The sequence below is a fragment of the Nocardia sp. NPDC004711 genome, assembly GCF_053601595.1.
On the sequence record NZ_JBSGCB010000018.1, the window covers coordinates 115539 to 131171 of the forward strand.

The 15633-nt window shown below is 66.2% G+C and carries 16 protein-coding genes and 1 pseudogene; 3 read left to right on the forward strand and 14 right to left on the reverse strand.

Annotation, left to right across the window (positions count from 1 at the left end; all coding sequences use genetic code 11):
• Positions 1 to 6: 6 nt before the first annotated feature.
• The 3 genes from ACWEKS_RS20065 to ACWEKS_RS20075 form a co-directional block, all read right to left on the reverse strand.
• Positions 7 to 630: a DUF4232 domain-containing protein gene (locus ACWEKS_RS20065; protein WP_452341479.1), complete on the reverse strand. Its 624-nt coding sequence runs from the start codon at positions 628 to 630 to the stop codon at positions 7 to 9.
• A gap of 1084 nt (positions 631 to 1714) precedes the next feature.
• Entirely contained in the window at positions 1715 to 2554 is an 840-nt protein-coding gene (locus ACWEKS_RS20070; RefSeq protein WP_452341542.1) for an alpha/beta fold hydrolase, read from the reverse strand.
• Between the two features lie 279 nt (positions 2555 to 2833).
• On the reverse strand, positions 2834 to 3190 hold the full coding sequence (locus tag ACWEKS_RS20075; protein WP_452341480.1) for a DoxX family protein: 357 nt from the start codon (positions 3188 to 3190) through the stop codon (positions 2834 to 2836).
• A gap of 70 nt (positions 3191 to 3260) precedes the next feature.
• Here ACWEKS_RS20075 and ACWEKS_RS20080 point away from each other — a divergent pair, with 70 nt between their 5' ends.
• Positions 3261 to 3611, forward strand: coding sequence for a winged helix-turn-helix transcriptional regulator (locus ACWEKS_RS20080; RefSeq protein WP_452341481.1), 351 nt, complete (start codon positions 3261 to 3263; stop codon positions 3609 to 3611).
• 65 nt (positions 3612 to 3676) lie between these two features.
• On the opposite strand, the gene ACWEKS_RS20085 is transcribed toward ACWEKS_RS20080, so the two are convergent.
• Both ACWEKS_RS20085 and ACWEKS_RS20090 read right to left on the reverse strand, forming a co-directional pair.
• On the reverse strand, positions 3677 to 4297 hold the full coding sequence (locus tag ACWEKS_RS20085; RefSeq protein ID WP_452341482.1) for a TetR/AcrR family transcriptional regulator: 621 nt from the start codon (positions 4295 to 4297) through the stop codon (positions 3677 to 3679).
• Complete coding sequence (locus tag ACWEKS_RS20090) at positions 4285 to 5238, reverse strand: SDR family NAD(P)-dependent oxidoreductase (protein ID WP_452341483.1); 954 nt, start codon at positions 5236 to 5238, stop codon at positions 4285 to 4287. The genes ACWEKS_RS20085 and ACWEKS_RS20090 overlap by 13 nt, the downstream gene beginning before the upstream one ends.
• Positions 5239 to 5337: 99 nt before the next feature.
• Here ACWEKS_RS20090 and ACWEKS_RS20095 point away from each other — a divergent pair, with 99 nt between their 5' ends.
• A complete protein-coding gene (locus tag ACWEKS_RS20095; RefSeq protein ID WP_452341484.1) occupies positions 5338 to 5634 on the forward strand; it encodes a hypothetical protein in 297 nt (98 codons plus the stop codon).
• A gap of 10 nt (positions 5635 to 5644) precedes the next feature.
• Here ACWEKS_RS20095 and ACWEKS_RS20100 read toward each other — a convergent pair whose 3' ends face one another.
• From ACWEKS_RS20100 to ACWEKS_RS20110, 3 genes are all read right to left on the reverse strand, one after another.
• Positions 5645 to 5803: a hypothetical protein gene (locus ACWEKS_RS20100; RefSeq protein WP_452341485.1), complete on the reverse strand. Its 159-nt coding sequence runs from the start codon at positions 5801 to 5803 to the stop codon at positions 5645 to 5647.
• Between the two features lie 325 nt (positions 5804 to 6128).
• Complete coding sequence (locus tag ACWEKS_RS20105) at positions 6129 to 6830, reverse strand: hypothetical protein (RefSeq protein ID WP_452341486.1); 702 nt, start codon at positions 6828 to 6830, stop codon at positions 6129 to 6131.
• A 419-nt stretch (positions 6831 to 7249) separates the two neighbouring features.
• Positions 7250 to 7399, reverse strand: coding sequence for a hypothetical protein (locus ACWEKS_RS20110; protein WP_452341487.1), 150 nt, complete (start codon positions 7397 to 7399; stop codon positions 7250 to 7252).
• A 167-nt stretch (positions 7400 to 7566) separates the two neighbouring features.
• On the opposite strand from ACWEKS_RS20110, the gene ACWEKS_RS20115 reads away from it, so the two are divergent.
• Positions 7567 to 7944, forward strand: coding sequence for a VOC family protein (locus ACWEKS_RS20115; RefSeq protein WP_452341488.1), 378 nt, complete (start codon positions 7567 to 7569; stop codon positions 7942 to 7944).
• Positions 7945 to 8022: 78 nt separating this feature from the next.
• Here ACWEKS_RS20115 and ACWEKS_RS20120 read toward each other — a convergent pair whose 3' ends face one another.
• The 6 genes and pseudogenes from ACWEKS_RS20120 to ACWEKS_RS20145 form a co-directional block, all read right to left on the reverse strand.
• Positions 8023 to 8991 carry a phosphodiesterase gene (locus tag ACWEKS_RS20120; RefSeq protein WP_452341489.1) on the reverse strand — a complete coding sequence of 323 codons (969 nt, stop codon included), beginning with the start codon at positions 8989 to 8991 and terminating at the stop codon, positions 8023 to 8025.
• A gap of 158 nt (positions 8992 to 9149) precedes the next feature.
• Positions 9150 to 10547, reverse strand: coding sequence for an MATE family efflux transporter (locus ACWEKS_RS20125; protein WP_452341490.1), 1398 nt, complete (start codon positions 10545 to 10547; stop codon positions 9150 to 9152).
• Between the two features lie 350 nt (positions 10548 to 10897).
• A pseudogene (locus ACWEKS_RS20130) lies at positions 10898 to 11947 on the reverse strand (cysteine synthase family protein); the annotation flags it as partial.
• A gap of 60 nt (positions 11948 to 12007) precedes the next feature.
• Positions 12008 to 13378, reverse strand: a complete 1371-nt coding sequence (locus ACWEKS_RS20135) for a Y4yA family PLP-dependent enzyme (protein WP_452341491.1) — start codon at positions 13376 to 13378, stop codon at positions 12008 to 12010.
• A 204-nt stretch (positions 13379 to 13582) separates the two neighbouring features.
• Entirely contained in the window at positions 13583 to 14572 is a 990-nt protein-coding gene (locus ACWEKS_RS20140; RefSeq protein WP_364625087.1) for an ornithine cyclodeaminase family protein, read from the reverse strand.
• Entirely contained in the window at positions 14569 to 15552 is a 984-nt protein-coding gene (locus ACWEKS_RS20145) for a TauD/TfdA family dioxygenase (RefSeq protein WP_452341492.1), read from the reverse strand. Before ACWEKS_RS20145 ends, ACWEKS_RS20140 begins: the two co-directional genes overlap by 4 nt.
• Positions 15553 to 15633: the final 81 nt, after the last annotated feature.

Here is a 15633-nt window from a genome sequence, read left to right on the forward strand (position 1 = left end):
CGGAGGTCACTTTCCGGTCTCGCCCGGTACGAGCGACGAGATCTCCAGCAGGTGGACATCGGCGTTGGTACAGGCGCCTATCTCCCAGGTCAGGAAGAACGACTCCGTGTTGTCCGGCGGGTAGATCCGCAGGCCGGCGGCAGTGACCTGCTGGCATTTGTTGCCGTAATTCCCGGCATCGGTGATGCGGAGTACGGCGGAGGCCTTCTCGTTGATGCCCAGGGTGACCGTCGGCTTCGGCTTGTCTCGATCGGCAGGGGCTCCTATCGGGTCGCCGGTGCGGCTGTTGGCGAACGAGACGCCGGGGAATCCGGTCAGGGTGCAGGGATGCATTCCGGCGTTCGTGAAGATGAGCGGGGTGTACGCGCTACCCGCTGCTCCGTCGGACCGGCCCTTGGACAGCTTCAGATCGGCGGTGCGGCACAGCGCGGGGCCGGTCGGCGTACCGCCGGTGGCTGCGGAAGTGGTGGTGCCCGGGGCAGGTGTGCCGCCGTCGGATGCGGTGGCAGTTGCGGTTTCAGGCCCGGTGACAGTCGACGGGGAGGCACCGGTGTTGTCGGGCCCACATCCCGCCAGTGCCAGTGTGCCGACCGCGAGCAGCGCTGCGGTGATGGTCTTCAGGGCTGTCATCGGTCCCTCCACATCTGATCGCCACCACCACAACGTGATTCGGATCGCATGTACCGTCAGCACCGCGAATGACGTTGCTGTACCTGGCTATCGGATGATGCGCCCGCGAACGTAACACCGTGTCAGCGCAATGGGGACGTAGGCCGGCTGCGATTCGACCACCCGCGCTCCGTCGACCAGCGGGCGAACACCCTGCCGTCGATCTTCCACGCGCCCGCGCTTACCGGCTCGATCAGCGCGGTATGCGGCATGGGCCGTTTGCCGATGGCCTGAAGCTTGTGCCGCAGATGCGGTATGCGCCAGCCGACAAGTAGGACTCAGCGAGGGAGGCACAGTCACGGTCGCACCGGGAGCAGGCGCCTGCCCGCCCCGGTCCCGTTCAGTTCTCGGGCGAAGTCGCGCCGGCCTGGACAGGGCGAGGCGACGGCAGTCACGGCCACGAGCGTGGTTAGGACGACTTCTCGGCGGCCCACGCGGTACAGGCCGCGTGGATCGCACGCTGACCCCGCTGACCGAACCGACCAGCGCCGCACCTCGGAAGATCAACGGGCCGCGGACATTCGGGGCGGATGACCATGTGCAGCAAAGTACTCCGTACCAACGACACCCAGACTTGGGAATTTCGTTCATGGCCTCGGCGGACGGGTGGTCGGAGGTGGGCCAATATCCGGCCATGATCTCGTAGCTGTTGCGGCCCATGAGGAAGGCCCCGGCCTCCCACAGCTGGTTGACAAAGTACTGCTCCTGCTCGGGGTCGTCGATGCTCATCATGACGTCCCGGATTCCGTTGTCCGCGTCAGCGCTTTTACCGTCGAGCGAGACGTAGAAACCCAGAATCAACTTCCGCATGCCAGTGCCTCCATGTGCTGTCGGTATATCCAGAAATATCGACGACGGATCCATCCGATATTCATCGGTGCCGCCAAGATCGTGTACGCGCCCGTGCAAACGCAGCGAGCTCGGCAGAAGGGGATGTCCTGGGCCGCAGCCGGTCTCGCTGCCGGCCCTGCCCTCGCTGGCCGATTCCAACAGCGTGGGAAGCGGCATAGAGCGCGCCTAGTCAGGATCCCTCCCGGCCGGGCGGTTACAGGGCGAGCATGGCGGCAGCGACCTGGTCGGCCGCGGCGTGGCGCAGGGCGGTGCCCATGTCGTCGAGGACGAGCAGTCGCGCCCCAGGGATTTCGGCGGCGAGGACCTCGCCGTTGCCGACCGGGAAGAACGGATCCGCGCGACCGTGCACCACGAGCGTGGGCACGTCGAGCTCACCGAGCCGGCTCCGCCAGCGCGGGGCGCAGTCGATCCGGGAGAACACCATTCCGAGCTGGTTCGCCTGATGCACCGCGGGATCGCTCGACCCCGTCCGGTCCCAGATTCGGGCCGCCGTCGCCTGCGCTTGCTCCGCATCGTTGCCCAGCGGCTCGGCCCCCGCGGCGGCGAACGCCGCGACAGCGTCCCGGTCGGTCCAGTCCGGCAGCGGGCGGGAGAACAGCGCGCCCATGACTGCGTGGTCGTGTTCCGGCAGGTCCTCGTCCACCGGGCCCGGCGCCACCGGCCGAGTGCCGACGAGGGTCAGCGCGGAGAACACGTCCGGGTGGTCCAGCGCGGCGACCTGAGCGACCATCCCACCGACGCCGACTCCACCGAGATGGGCGGTCCCGGCACCGAGCACCTCGACCAGCGCGGCCGCGTCGGCGACGAGATCCCGCAGGTCGTAGTCCGGATTCTCCGGGTCGAGGGTCGTCGACGCGCCGGAGTCGCGCAGGTCGTAGCGGACCACGCGCCGCCCGCCCGCCGCGAGCCGCTCGCACAGCGCCTCAGGCCACGACAACATCGTTGTACCGCCGACCAGCAGGACCAGCGGATCATCCTCGCGGCCGAAGCTCTCGACGCCGAGATCCACACCATTCGCCCGCACCGACGTCATGCCATCTCGAAACGGTCTCGTCATGCCTGGACTCCTGTCTGTCGGTATATCCAGAGGTATCGACGACGCATTCACCGAAAAGTCATCGGTGCCGCCGAGTTCGTGCACACCGCTGCGGACGCCCTGAAATCGGCAGTACCGCGCACTGCCGGCGGTCGGTCAGTCGCCCGAGATGCCCGCTGCCCCTCGATCTTCCGAGCTGCCGCCCTGGCCGGTTCGGTCAGGGCGGTCAGCGGCATGGAAAGACGTTCTGGGCGTGGGTGGTATGTCGCCGCAAGCTCAGGCGGGGCGAACATCGAGAACGAGCACGACTGATGTCGCGATCGAGAACGCGAGGAAGACCGTGGCTCCCAGCATGTTCCGGTCGCCGCTGCGGATGTGGGCGACGATCGCGCCGCCGAAGTAGAGCACCAGCCCGATCGCGGCGGCGATCGCGAAGGGCGGGAACCAGATGCCCCAGATGAGACCGACTGTCGCGGCGATCTGCAGGCTCCCGAGTGCGGTGAGCTGGGACGTGGTGAGGTGGACCGCTTCGGCGAATTCGCGGATCCACGCTGGGCGAACGAACTTCATCACTCCGGACTGGAGCATCGCCACAGCGAGCAGGACGGACAGGGTCAGGGCTGCGATGTGCATGATGGCAACGCTAGGAATCCGATAGGTACCCTTTGGTAACCTTCGGATCGTGAGTGCCCCTGCAGGAATCATGTTCATGTCCGACTGTCCTGCGCGCACAGCAATCGAAGTCATTGCGAACAAGTGGTCGGTAGTCACCCTGTACGCGCTTCAAGACGGTCCCAAGCGGCACAGCGAACTGGTCGCCCTGTCCGGCGGGATCTCCCGGAAGGTGCTGACCCAGACCCTCCGCCGCCTGCAGAGCAACGGCCTCATCGATCGACAGCAATACGCGGAAGCGCCCCCACGGGTGGAATACAGCCTGACCGCGCTCGGCCGGACGCTCCAGGAACCGATAGCGATGCTGACGGAGTGGGCGCAGGTGCACGGAGAGGCACTCGTCGACTTCCAGGAATCGACAGCCGCGAACCAGACGCACTAGGTTCCAGACAGCCCGCCGCTTTGTCCACGTATTCCACGGCTTTGCAGGTTCCGGATGGTCCGAGCTCAGGAATTGAAAGCGCCTTCGGCCAGAACGTCGCCGGTTAGGTGTTTTGTCGGTGCCCCCAGAAGGCCGATCAAAAACTCCATGCCCGACCGGATGTCGGTCCAGCCCGCCTCGGACCGGAGTCGGTCGCTGTCGGCAGTGACCAGGCCATGCAAGGCCGCGAACAGGATGATCGCGAGCCTCTTCCCAGGGGAGGCGGGGAGAGCGCCGGCCGTCTGACACTCTTCGACGATGGCATCGAATTCGCGCGTGGCCCTGTCGCCGATGTCTGTCAGGGGACCGCCGAACGTGGCTATGTCGGGGGTGCCGAACAGCAGGCGATACCGCGCCGGATGGTCCTGGCTGAAGCGAATGACGACGTCGAGTGCGCCGATCAGACGCGCTGTCGGTTCCTCGGGCGCCGCCCGGATCCGCTCCCAGACGTCTGTGATGGCCGTCAAATCGGCTGCGGCGACCTCCGCGAGCAGCGCGAGGCGGCTGGCGAAGTGCTTGTAGGGCGCATTGTGGGAGACACCGACCGCAGCAGCGACCGAGCGGAGGGTAACCGCGGCCTCGCCACCGGAGTCGAGCAGTTCCGCCGCGGCGGAGACGAGTCGTTCGGCAGTGTTCATCGCAGGCATGCGGGTTCCTCCGCCGTGGTCAGGTGGACAAGCTGCTTCGAGTCCTCCCACAGCTTTCGCGCACGTCGCTTGTCGTAGGACAGCTGGGCCGTTCGTACCGCGGAGAGTTTGCCCCTACTTGCCTGGAAGTATTCGCCGGAGCGGTCCAGGTAGTCCGGATCGGTCACGAGCGCCGCCAGGGACGCGCCCGAGAATTCCTGATCCGATGTGGTGACACCGATGAGCCTGATCATCCACTTCATCAGGAATGTGCCCGAGAGCCACCGAATCGGCTTCGGCATCCCCCGCCCGAACCCGGTCCCGGACACGGCACCCGGGTCGAAGGCGATCGAGACCACCGAGCTTCCAGACCTGCGCAGCCGGCGGTCCAGCTCGTAGCAGTACATCACCGTGCTCAGCTTCGAAGTCGAGTAGCGCTTTCCCGTACTCAGCGCCTTGACGCCGTTCTTGCCGTCATTCGCCAGCGCCATCGCGTCGGGCTCGACGGCAGCCCCGACCAACTTGCCGTCGATCGACTCCGAATCGTGAGTGCCGCTCGCGGTGTAGATGACCCGGCCCCCCTCGACGAGGCTTGGAAGCAGCAGCTCGACAAGAAGGAAATGCCCGAGGCAGTTCGTCGCGAACGTCGTCTCGTATCCGTCGGGACTGTAGGAAACCTCCCCGTCGAAACGGCCGCCGGCGTTGCATACGATCGCGTCGAGCGCCTCGATCTCGCCGGCCTCGCGCAACTTGTGGAACTGCGCAACGGCATTCCGGACCGACGCGAGCGACGACGTATCGAGATCCAGCATCGTCACCGACACCCCGTACTGCGTGCGCAGCTCGTCCGCGGTCGGCTGCATCCGTTGCTCGCCGCGCCCGGCCAGCACGATGTCGTTGCCCTTCGCGGCGAGCTCACGCACTGCGGCGAGACCGATGCCTGAATGTCCGCCGGTGATCAAGATTGTGGACACGCCTACCTCCTGGTTGACAGTGACAACCATGTTGACAGTGACAACCCTACGTCTCCTAGGTTGACAACGTCAACCTAGGAGACGTAGATGGCGAAGGGGGCCACATGCGATGTCTTCCCCGTGGTCCACACAGAAGCTGCCCAACTTCGAGAGGGGCAGGTCGGATATGGAGACGCGTTACGCGCGTTTATCGCCGGGCAGGTCGTCGCGACGGCCGAAGCGTTCGAAGCCGGGCTGCGAGTGGAATTTCGGAGCGGCGCGATCACGCTGCGCCCCACCGACGGCGAACTCGTCGGCCCTGAGATCGCTACCCTGTCTGGGTTTGTCGATAGGGCGTGGATGTGTTGGCGACCGGGTGAGGATGCCTTCGAGTACTTCCGCTGACGCACCTCGCCTACAGCCCGACCATCGGCAGTTCAATGTGTATGGCGGTCGAGATGATTTCGGTCCGATGATCTTCTGAACTGCCGTGCGGCGGTCCGATCAGCGCGACCAGCGGCTCGAGAGTGTGCTCACTCCACTTGTTTCCGACTTTCTTTGCATCCGTACTCATTTCGCCGTGCGCGAGCGCGGCTCGGCCGATGTCGTGCCTTCAGATGCCCAATCGGCAGTCCCAGTTGAACTTCCAGGTCCCGGGCTGGCTGGTGGTTGCGTCCGCGCGATCAGCGGCAGGAGAGCGCACTGCCAGGCGGGCATGAACGGCCAACCCAACCGTTCTAAACGTGCACTACAGCTGAGGAATTGGCGTGAAATTACTGTTCTACAGCGGATTGTGCGGGATGGCACCGGTCGCCCGAGACTCGGCAGTGCAGGATGTTGTGGCTGCGCTTGCCGGAGGGCTTCTCGGGCAGCGTGTTTGCCGTTCGGTGAGGTGCGGATCAGTTCTGCGGGGCGGGTTGTGGTTGTGGATCGGCCCACTTGGAGGTGCCTGGGGCGGCTTGCCAGGTGTTCAGCAGGTCGATGCCTGCGGCGATCAAGGTCGGGCCGCCTGCCACCAGGCCACCGATGATTCCGCCTGCCGGGGCCCCGGCAACACCGCCGGGGATGCAGCCGATCGCGATGCTGGCGACGCAACCGACGACGAAACCGATTATCCCGCCGACCAATGCGCCGACCTGACCGGCGACCGACAGCTTGCTGCTGAATTCGTTCAACGCACGCTGGTCCTCTGTGGGAGAGGCGATTGGTTTGAGCGCGAGCTGCTGGTTGGAGATCTGCGCTCCTTCCGGCCTTGTCGGCGTGATCTCTAGAACAGTGTCATCGTTCTTCGTGACCGCTTTGACCGGAACCCGAACGTCCCCGATTCGGTAGTCGAGCGGCATCGACAGTACCGTCGCACCGCTATCGTCCTTGATGTTGGCCACCGGGGTCTTCGGAGCGTCCGACGTCGTGCCGTCCTGCTCGCTCAGCGCGAATCTCGCGCCCCGCAGCGTGGCGACAACCGTCTTGTCGACCACTTTGAGTGAGTACTTGATCCCCGGATCGGCCGGGGCGGCGGGCTCGGCATGCACGGTCCCCAGGTCGGCGGTCAGTGCGCCGGCAACCAGTACGGCAGCCACGGTGATGCTGCGGAATTTCATTCGATGTCCCAATCCGTCGTCGGGTTGCCCACACAACCGTCGCCATGCGAGACATCCTGTCTCCCAATGGAATTCCGCCACGATCAGTGGCGGAAGCGGTGCGGTCAACGGCAATCCTGACCAGGCTAGAACGGGTTGTAGCCGGAAGGGGGCGCTGATGATCCCCGATAGAGCACGCCATGATCGTTCAGTGATGCGGTGACGGATTGCCGACGATGATTTCTGGTTTGGTCCGAAGCCAAAGCGGTTCGGTGGCAGTGTGATCAGAGAGGTCGACCCGAAGCCGGAGGCTCAGCCTCGAACAGCCAGATATGGTCGCTGGTGCCCGCGCCACGACGAGACCCGGCCTGGCCGAGAATGTCTCGGCCGGACCCCGCCGGGACGGGCGGCGTAGTGAATCCGGGTTGCCCCGTGTCGGATCAGATGGTCCAGCTCATCGGGTAGTTGATGATCGGGCGTTCGAACTTGCCGCCGATCGCCTCCATCTCGCCGCATGCGACGACGGCCATTTCCTTCAGCTCATCCATCTGCTTCGGATGTTCCTCGGAATCCCAGACGCTGATCTGCACCGTCGAGCCATCCGGCGAGACGCCGGTGTACCAGTGTAGGAGGTCCGGCAGTTGCTTGATGGCCGGGATCAGGTACTCCGCAGGGATCGTTCGGTCGGCTCCTCCGTCCGGGAAAGTGTTCTGCCGACCTTGCGCCCTGGCTCACGGTCGCATGCGAGACTCTTTGTATGGCCAAGGCTTCTGCTCTTCCGCCAGGGTTTCATTCAGTGACACCACGCATGGTGGTCGATGACCAACTTGCCGCGGTCGAGTTCCTGCGGACGGTATTCGAAGCGGTCGGCGACGTCGAGTCGAATCGACCGACCGAAGTCCGTATCGGCGACTCGCTGGTCATGGTGTCGGCATCTGGCGAACGCGAGGTGTTTCCAGCCTTTCTGTACGTCTATGTCGATGACGTCGCCGCCACATATCAGCGGGCGCTGACCGCGGGTGCAGTCACCGTGGAGGCACCGCTCGACACGCCGTATGGTGACCGCCGAGCCATGGTGCGCGACCCGTTCGGCAACGTCTATCAGATCGCGAGTCGGCGCGGATCCACCGCGTGAGGTTGAGCCCAGCGGCCGCGGATGGTCAGCGGCCGAAGCGATTCCGGCGACAGGCGGCACCGAAGTCTCCCTGAACGATCAGAGGACTGTTTCGTCGTCGGATTCGGGGGCCTCGGTCCGGCGGCGGAGGACGTGTGGGATGCGGGCCGCCGGTGGGATGACGATGCCGGCGTCGGCGAGCCTGGTCGCTGCTTGTTCGGGGTCGGCGGGGTTGCCGACGGTGGGGCCGTGGCCGATGGGGACCACCGAGTGGACGATGGTGTCGGGGTAGATGTGGACGTAGTTGAAGGCTTGGGCGCCGTCGCGTCCGCGTTGGCCGCCCTCGGCGGCGGCCATGTCCTGGCTGTAGCAGGTGGCCGAAGCTACCGAGACCGGGATGCCGGCGAAGGTGGCAGTGCTCGAAAGATGCAGGTGCCCAGCCAGAATGGCGCGGACGTCGGTGCCGTCCAGGACGTCGGCGAGGCGGCGCTGGTCCCGTAGTTCGACCAGGACGGCCAGGTCCTGGACGCAGGGGATGGGCGGGTGGTGCATGGCGAGGACGGTGCCGAAGGGGGCGGGTTCGGCGAGAACCTCACGCAGCCAGGCCAATTGGTCGTCGGTGATCTCGCCCCAGTGGTGGCCGGGGACAGTGGTGTCGAGGGCGATGACGCGCAACCCGTCGAACATGTGGACCGCGTCGAACGGTGCGCCGGAAGCCGCGTCGTTCGAAGGCACTACGTCGAGGAGTTCCTCACGCAGCGTCGCCCGGTCGTCGTGATTGCCGGCGACCCACACCACGGGTGCGCCGATCCGTTCGGCCCACGGCTCCACCAGATCCCGCAGCTTGCGGTATGCGCCGGGCTCGCCCTGGTCGGCGAGGTCGCCGGTGAAGACGATGGCGGTCGGCGCGATGCGGCTGGCCTCGGCCTGCCCGAGCAGCGTGGTCAGCCGCGCCTCGGCGTCGACCGCACCGTAGAGCTCGGTGTCGGCGGCGATCAGATGGGTGTCGCTGAAATGGAACAGGACATGGTCTGCCCTCGGATACTCGGCGACTCGCGAGATGTGCACGGACATCCTCCCCGGCATTGGTGGTGTGCGCCCTAGGCTTGCCGACCCTGTCGACTGCGCTTGCCGAATTCGTCGCCAGAATAGCGAAGCCCGTTTCCTTCAGGTTGCCCGCGCCCAGTGACGAGATGCTTGCGGGAAGGTGAGATTTGGATGTCGGGCTAATGCCCGAGGCTACCGGCCAGCACTCGCGGATTCGCCTGCTCCTGTGCATGCAGCAGGGTGAAGAACCGGCGCAGCATCAGGGCAGCGGTGGTGGCCAGACCGGCGGTCAGCCCCCACCACACGCCCGCCGCACCCAGGTGCGCGGGGAACGCGAGCAGCAGCGCCGTGGGCAATCCCACACCCCAGTACCCGACGAGGGAGAGCCGGAACCCGGCCTTGGTGTCCTTGAGCCCGCGCAGCAGCCCGACCCCGATGTTCTGGGCGGCGTCGAAGAACTGCAGCACGATGGCGATCAGCAGTAGCGTGTGCGCCAGTGCCACCGTGGCCGAATCACTGTCGGCCAGGAACGGCCGCAGCACCCAGTCCGGCGCCAGCACATACGCGACCCCCGTGACCCCGGCGACCACTGCCACGCACCGCAGCGCCAGCCACGCCACCGACCGCGCGTGCGCGAACTCGTCCCGCGCCACCGCCTTGCTCACCAGGATCGACGCCCCGTGCGAGAGCCCGATGGCCACCTGGAACACGATGTACACGATCTGATAGACGACATTGTGCGCCGCCAGCGCCGCCGCCCCCAGATTCCCCATCACCAGCGCCAGCACCGAGAACATGCCCGCCTCCGACCCGTAGGTCAGCGCGATCGGCGTCCCCAGCCGCAACTCCTCCCACACCGTCGCCGCATGCACCGGCCATATCCGAACCGGCAGTGTCGCACCGAGTTTCGGATCCCGCCGCACCATCGCCCAGAACACCCCGAAGGTGATCAGGAAAACCAGCGAGGTCGCCACGCCGACCCCGGTCAGCCCCAGCGGGGGCAGCCCGGCCCAGCCGTGCATGAACGTCAGCGCCAGCACCAGATTCAGCACCACCGACCCCAGCGTCACCAGCAGCAGGGCCTGCGGCCGCTGCATCCCGACGGTGTACTGCCGCAACACCTGGAACCACAGGCACGGCACCAGCCCCGGCGCCAGCGCGACCATCATCGGCCGCGCCTCCGCGAGTACCTGTGCATCCTGGCCCAGCCACCGCAGCGCCCACCCGAGCCCGATGAGCAGTGCGCCGCCGAGCAATCCGGCGACGGTCGCGATCAGGAAGCTCGACCGCACCACCTCCCGAACCTCCGCCTCGGCTCCCCGCCCCTGCTTCTCGGCCCGGCTCACCACCGTCGCCACCTGATTACCCGTCCCGGTAATCAACCCCACACACATGGTCCGAATCTGGTTGAACAACACCAGCGCCAACCCACCCGCGGCCACCTCCCGCACCCCGAGCGTCCCCATCAACGCAATATTCGTGGTGGACACCGCAACCTGAGCCAGCTGGGTCAGAGCGATGGGCGTGGCAAGCGAAGTCAGCGCCCGCCCATCGGATTGCCGGAGCGCCCCGATCATTTCGTGGCAGCCCCGTCCGCGTCGGTGGGCGCCGGATCGGGGACCAGAATGGTGTGGGTGGCCGGCCGCCCGGATGCCGAGCCCCGCATGGTCGCGAGCAGCTGGTCGACCATCGCGCGCTGGTCGACCAGCCGCTGCCGGTGCTTCTCGAGGGCCAGGTGGACATCGTTGTCATTGCCGCTCGCCAGCAGCTCGCCGATTTCGTGCGGCGGCATGTCGACCTGGCGCAGCAGGTGAATCAGGTTGGCCTGCGGCACCTTCGCGTCGGCGTAGTCCTCCAGGTTCGCGCCGGTGAGTCCCTTCTCGGCGGCGAAATTGTCCGGCAACGCACGATGGAGGTGACGACGCACGGTGAGTTCGCCGGGGTCCGGCCGGCTGGGCGGTGTGTAGGTCTTCAGCAGGTCCACGACCTCGGTCTCGCGTTCCAGATCGATCAGGTCTCGGTCGCTCATCCAGGTGGCGTCGAAAACGGTGTCCAGGTACTTCTCCCCGTCATCATTGATGATGACGACCACGGTGGAGAAGTCCGGGTACTGCTCGAGCCGGGTCAGGGCCGCGTACACCGAACTTCCGGAGGAACCGCCGATCAGCAACCCCGCGGTGGCGGCCAGTGCCCGGGCGGTGGCGAACGCGTCGACGTCGGAGACCTTCACCCGATCGCGTTCCTCGATCAGGTGGAGATCCTGGTCCACATGGATGCCGGGGGTGGCGCCGAGCGGCGTTCCGGTGCCCGACTGCCAATAGTCGTGGGCCGGACCGCCGAAGGCGATCGACCCCTCGGGCTCCACGCCGACCAACCGTGGCGCGCATCCGTGGTCGCGCAGCCCGCGAGCCGTACCGAACAGCGAACCCCCGGTGCCCACAGCGCCGACCAGAATGTCGATCCGCTCGAGATCCTCGAGCAGTTCCTCGGCCAGTGCGTGGTACCCGACGCCATTGGCGAGGTTGTCGTGCTGAGCGGGAAAGTAGGCGCCGGGCCCCGCCTCCTGCGCCATCTGCGCCGCGCGTTCTTCCCGCGCCGAGGTCGAGAGGCCGTCGTCGCCCTCGTCGGAGACGAATTCGAGCTCGGTTCCCATCGCGCGCATGGCATTCAACTTCGCCGGGCACGCGTGGTGGTCGACCACGGCCGTGAACCGATATCCGCGTTCGCGCGCCACCACGGCCAATCCCAAACCCGTATTGCCGGAGGTCGATTCGATGATATGGCCGCCCGGGCGCAGCAGCCCGCGCTGTTCCGCGTCGAGCACCATGGCCCGGGCCATCCGAATTTTGGCGGTGCCCGTCGGGTTCATGGTTTCGAGCTTCAGCAGCAGCCGTGTCCCGGTTTCGGGGCTGACGGCCAGCTCGAATAGCGGTGTCCGTCCGATGAGCTCGGACACTCGCCTGACAATAACCGGCATCGAGTACTTCTCCTCGGGAAAGTCGATGGAGCGTGTAGCGGGCGGTGAGCGCGAAACTGTTCAGATCGGGAAACCGTCGGTGTCGAAGGTCCAATCGAATTGTCGTCCATCCGGCGAGCTTCGCAACACTATCTTCGGCGGTATGGGCAAGTCGTGGAATGACGACTCATTGCTGTCCATCTGATAACCGGCCGTATTCGGGTAGATGAGCAGATCGTCCGTGGTCGCCGGGCGGGGAAGCGGAATACGACGCCAGCTCAGCATGTCTTCTTCGAGGCAGGAGGATCCGCCGACGCAGGTCGGGGTGGGGTTTCCCGCACTTCGCGGCCACAGGACGGGATCAGGCAGATATTCACTGTCGAACCATTGTTCGGAGAGGCTGAGGCTGGTGCCGTTCGCGGTGACGATGAGGTACGGGACTTCGTGTGCGGTCCTGACTTTCACGCCCTGAATTCCGAATACGGTGCTACCTGCGCTGTCGAGCAGGGCGCGTCCCGGTTCGATCGCCAATCCAATTCCGTATTGGCGCAAAAGCTTTGCCAGATCCTGATGCTCCAGAATGGCCGCCAGCATCGCCGGGCCGGGGACCGGGCAGTGGTAGGGATAATAGGAGTCCGGGGCACGGTCGCGGTGGAACCACCGCGGATTGACGCCGCCGAGGAAGGCTTCCCACGCCCGCGCTGGGACATAATCGACGCCGAACCCGCCGCCGATGGAGATGGTGGTGATGGGATGGCCGAGGCCGCGGGCTTCGCGGCAACGCTCGATCAGCGCCAGGGCCAGCTCGGCGCGCGGTGCCACTTCATAGCCGCTGAGGTGAAAGCTGAAGCCTTCCAGTCGAATCGAACTCGTGTCGACGAAGGTCAGCGCGAGGTCTACTTCGTCGGACGTCATTCCGAGGCGGCTGTCCGAACCTAGTGGCAGGACCCGCAGGAGAACCCGGCTCATAATGTCGATTGCGCACAGGCGTGCGAGCTCATCGAGATCGTCGACGGCGATCAGCGCCCCGGCCCGGGTGGCCAGCTCCAGCAGCTGGTTCGATTTCGCGGGGCCGGTCACCATCAGGTCGCATCCCTGGATGCCTCCGGTCATGGCCGCCTTCAGTTCGCCGACGCTGGCGACATCGATACCGGAACCGGCTTCGGCGCAGGCGCGGACGACACACGCTGCCTTGTTGGCCTTCTTCCCGTAGTAGATCGCACCCGCGACATCGGTGCAGGCGAAGACCCGTTGGAAGGCTTGAATATTCGCAACGATCCGGTCCGGATACATGACGTGGAATGGTCCACCGATGGTTTCGGCCAACTCCCGCAGCAGCTTCGTGTCGGCGAGTAGCTGCTCCTCCCAGTCGGGGCGGTGGGCCGGCATCGGCGCGGCCGTGATGCCGGCTATGCCGGAGGGAACGACGACGGTCTCTACGGAGGCGGACATTTTTCCTTTCGGGTGCGGTGGGTGGCCATCGGCCATCCCCGCAGTGGACCCCCGACCCCGGTCCCCGGCTGGTGGCGTCGATAGCCAACCTGCATAAGAGTTTGTGCGAAACGTTAGACTCAATCGGTTATCGGCCTGATCAATGTCCGAAATAACCTTTACGGGCGAATTTCTGCCGTGAATCCATCGGATCAAGTCGGCGATTCAGTCCCAGAGCGATACTTCGGTGCCCCGCCCCTCGGCGATGGCGCGGTTGGCCAGCGCGTGCGCGACGGCGATATCGGTGAGCACCAGTCCGCTGTTGTAAACGAAAACTCGTTCGTCGTCGGTTGTCCGGCCCGCCGCCCGACGGTCGAGAATCTGGGGTAGCTCGGCATCGACCCTGCGTAGTCGACCGTCGGGACCCGCCATATCGGTTCCGGTCAAAGCCATTTGTTCTGCGCTGGTGGCGATTACACGATCGGCCTCGACGAGGGTGGAGGGCGCCAGGCCATAGCCGACCAGTACCACGGTCGCCCCGGGCGCCAGATCCTTGGCCTCGATCGCCACCTGAGTGCCGGGCCCGGCGGTGGCGAGAATGATGTCCGCTTCGCGCGCCGCCGCGTACGGGTCGCTCACGATGTCGAGTTCGGCGTGCGGATGATGGTGCAGCAGTTGCTGATTCACCGCTTCCAATCCTTCCGGGTGGGTGCCGTAGAGCATGAGTCGGTTCAGCTGCGGATTCGCCGCTAGTAGGTGAGGCAGCGCATTGCGGCCCTGGGTGCCGGTGCCGATCAGCAGGACGCTGCGTGCTCCCGGCCGGGCGCATTCGCGCACCAGCAGTGCCGAGACCGCGGGTGTGCGCAGGGCGCCGACGCGGGCACAGTCCATCAGCGCGATCGGGTTCCCGGTGGCGTCGTCGTACAGCGAGATCGTCGTGAAATACCGCTTGTTCGACCTGTCGTGGTGCGGGTCGAATTTGTAGCTGGTCTTCATGGCCACCACCCGGCGCCGCCCGTCGCGTCCCAGCATCGCGTAGGCCACCGACCATCCGTCGGGATGGGCGACGCTGAGTTTGCGGGGGTTGTCCGAATCGCCGCCCGCCAGTGCGAGATACGCGTCTTCGACGGCCCGCACCACCTCGGCCGGGGAGATCGGGACATCGGCCAGGTCGCTGCGGCTGAGTACGCGGAGCGGGGTGGGGCGGCAGTTCACGTGTGCTGTCCTCGAGTCGTGCGGAACGGTGCCACCACGCGCTGACCGTAGCCGTCCTCCCCGGCCTCGGCGTCGCGGCGGCGTTGGGGCAGGCGAATATTGACCCGCTTGAGCCAGCGGTCGGTGCCGTCGTAGCGGGGGGTGAACGGCACCCGCCCGTGCACCACCACGTCATTGTCCACCAGGAGCAGTTCTCCGGGCGCCAAAGCCGCGGTGAAGCAGACTCTTTCGAGTTCGCCGCTCAAATGCCGGTAGGCGCTGCGGAATTCGTCATCGGCGCGGTCGAGCGGGGTGTACGCCGGGTCGAAACGCAGTGTGGTCCTGCCCGCGTCGTCGCCGAGGGTGGCGATCGGCGGCGCCGGGGCGGCGCCGAAGCCGCTGCCATAGGAGACGTCCGGCAGGATCGGCAGTCGCGCCGTGCTCAGGATCTTCCGCTGCGCCGCATCGAGTTCCGCGTTCCGGATCGAGGACACGGTGGTCGCGATCCGATCGGGATTGCGCAGGCAGCCGAGCATGAGCAGGTTGGCCCGGTCCGGGTGGAAGGCGTCCTCGGTGTGCGGGCTGAGCAGCGCGGTGCTGCTGGCGCCCGACTGCTCGTGTTCGTGGCCGGGCGTGGGCACGATGTTGTTCACCAGCCGCCCCGCCTGCTGGCCCTCCCAGCCGAAGGGTTCACCGGCGCACCGCGCGAGCAGCAGCATGGCGATATCGAGCTGGAAGGAGCCGGACCGTGGTGTCCGGGTTCCGGCCAGTTCGGTCGCCTCCTGCCAGTTGTACGGCGTCGGGCCGAATTCCTCGTCATCGACGGGAAGCCGGCTGATGACCGCCACGCCCGCCGCGGTGGCGGGCGGTCGCATGGCCTCGTGCACGGCGTCGGGCAGCCGTCCGTACTTTGCGTCGATGTGGCGCAGCAGGACCGGGTGCGAGAGGGTGGTCGCGATCTCCGGGCAGCGCCCGACTGTGACGGCGATCTCAGCGGCCACGTGGCGCACTGCCCGGGCTGCGGATTCGGACAGGTCGCGTCGCTTGAGCTGGGCTGGGTGGAGCTGACTACGTTCGGGGAG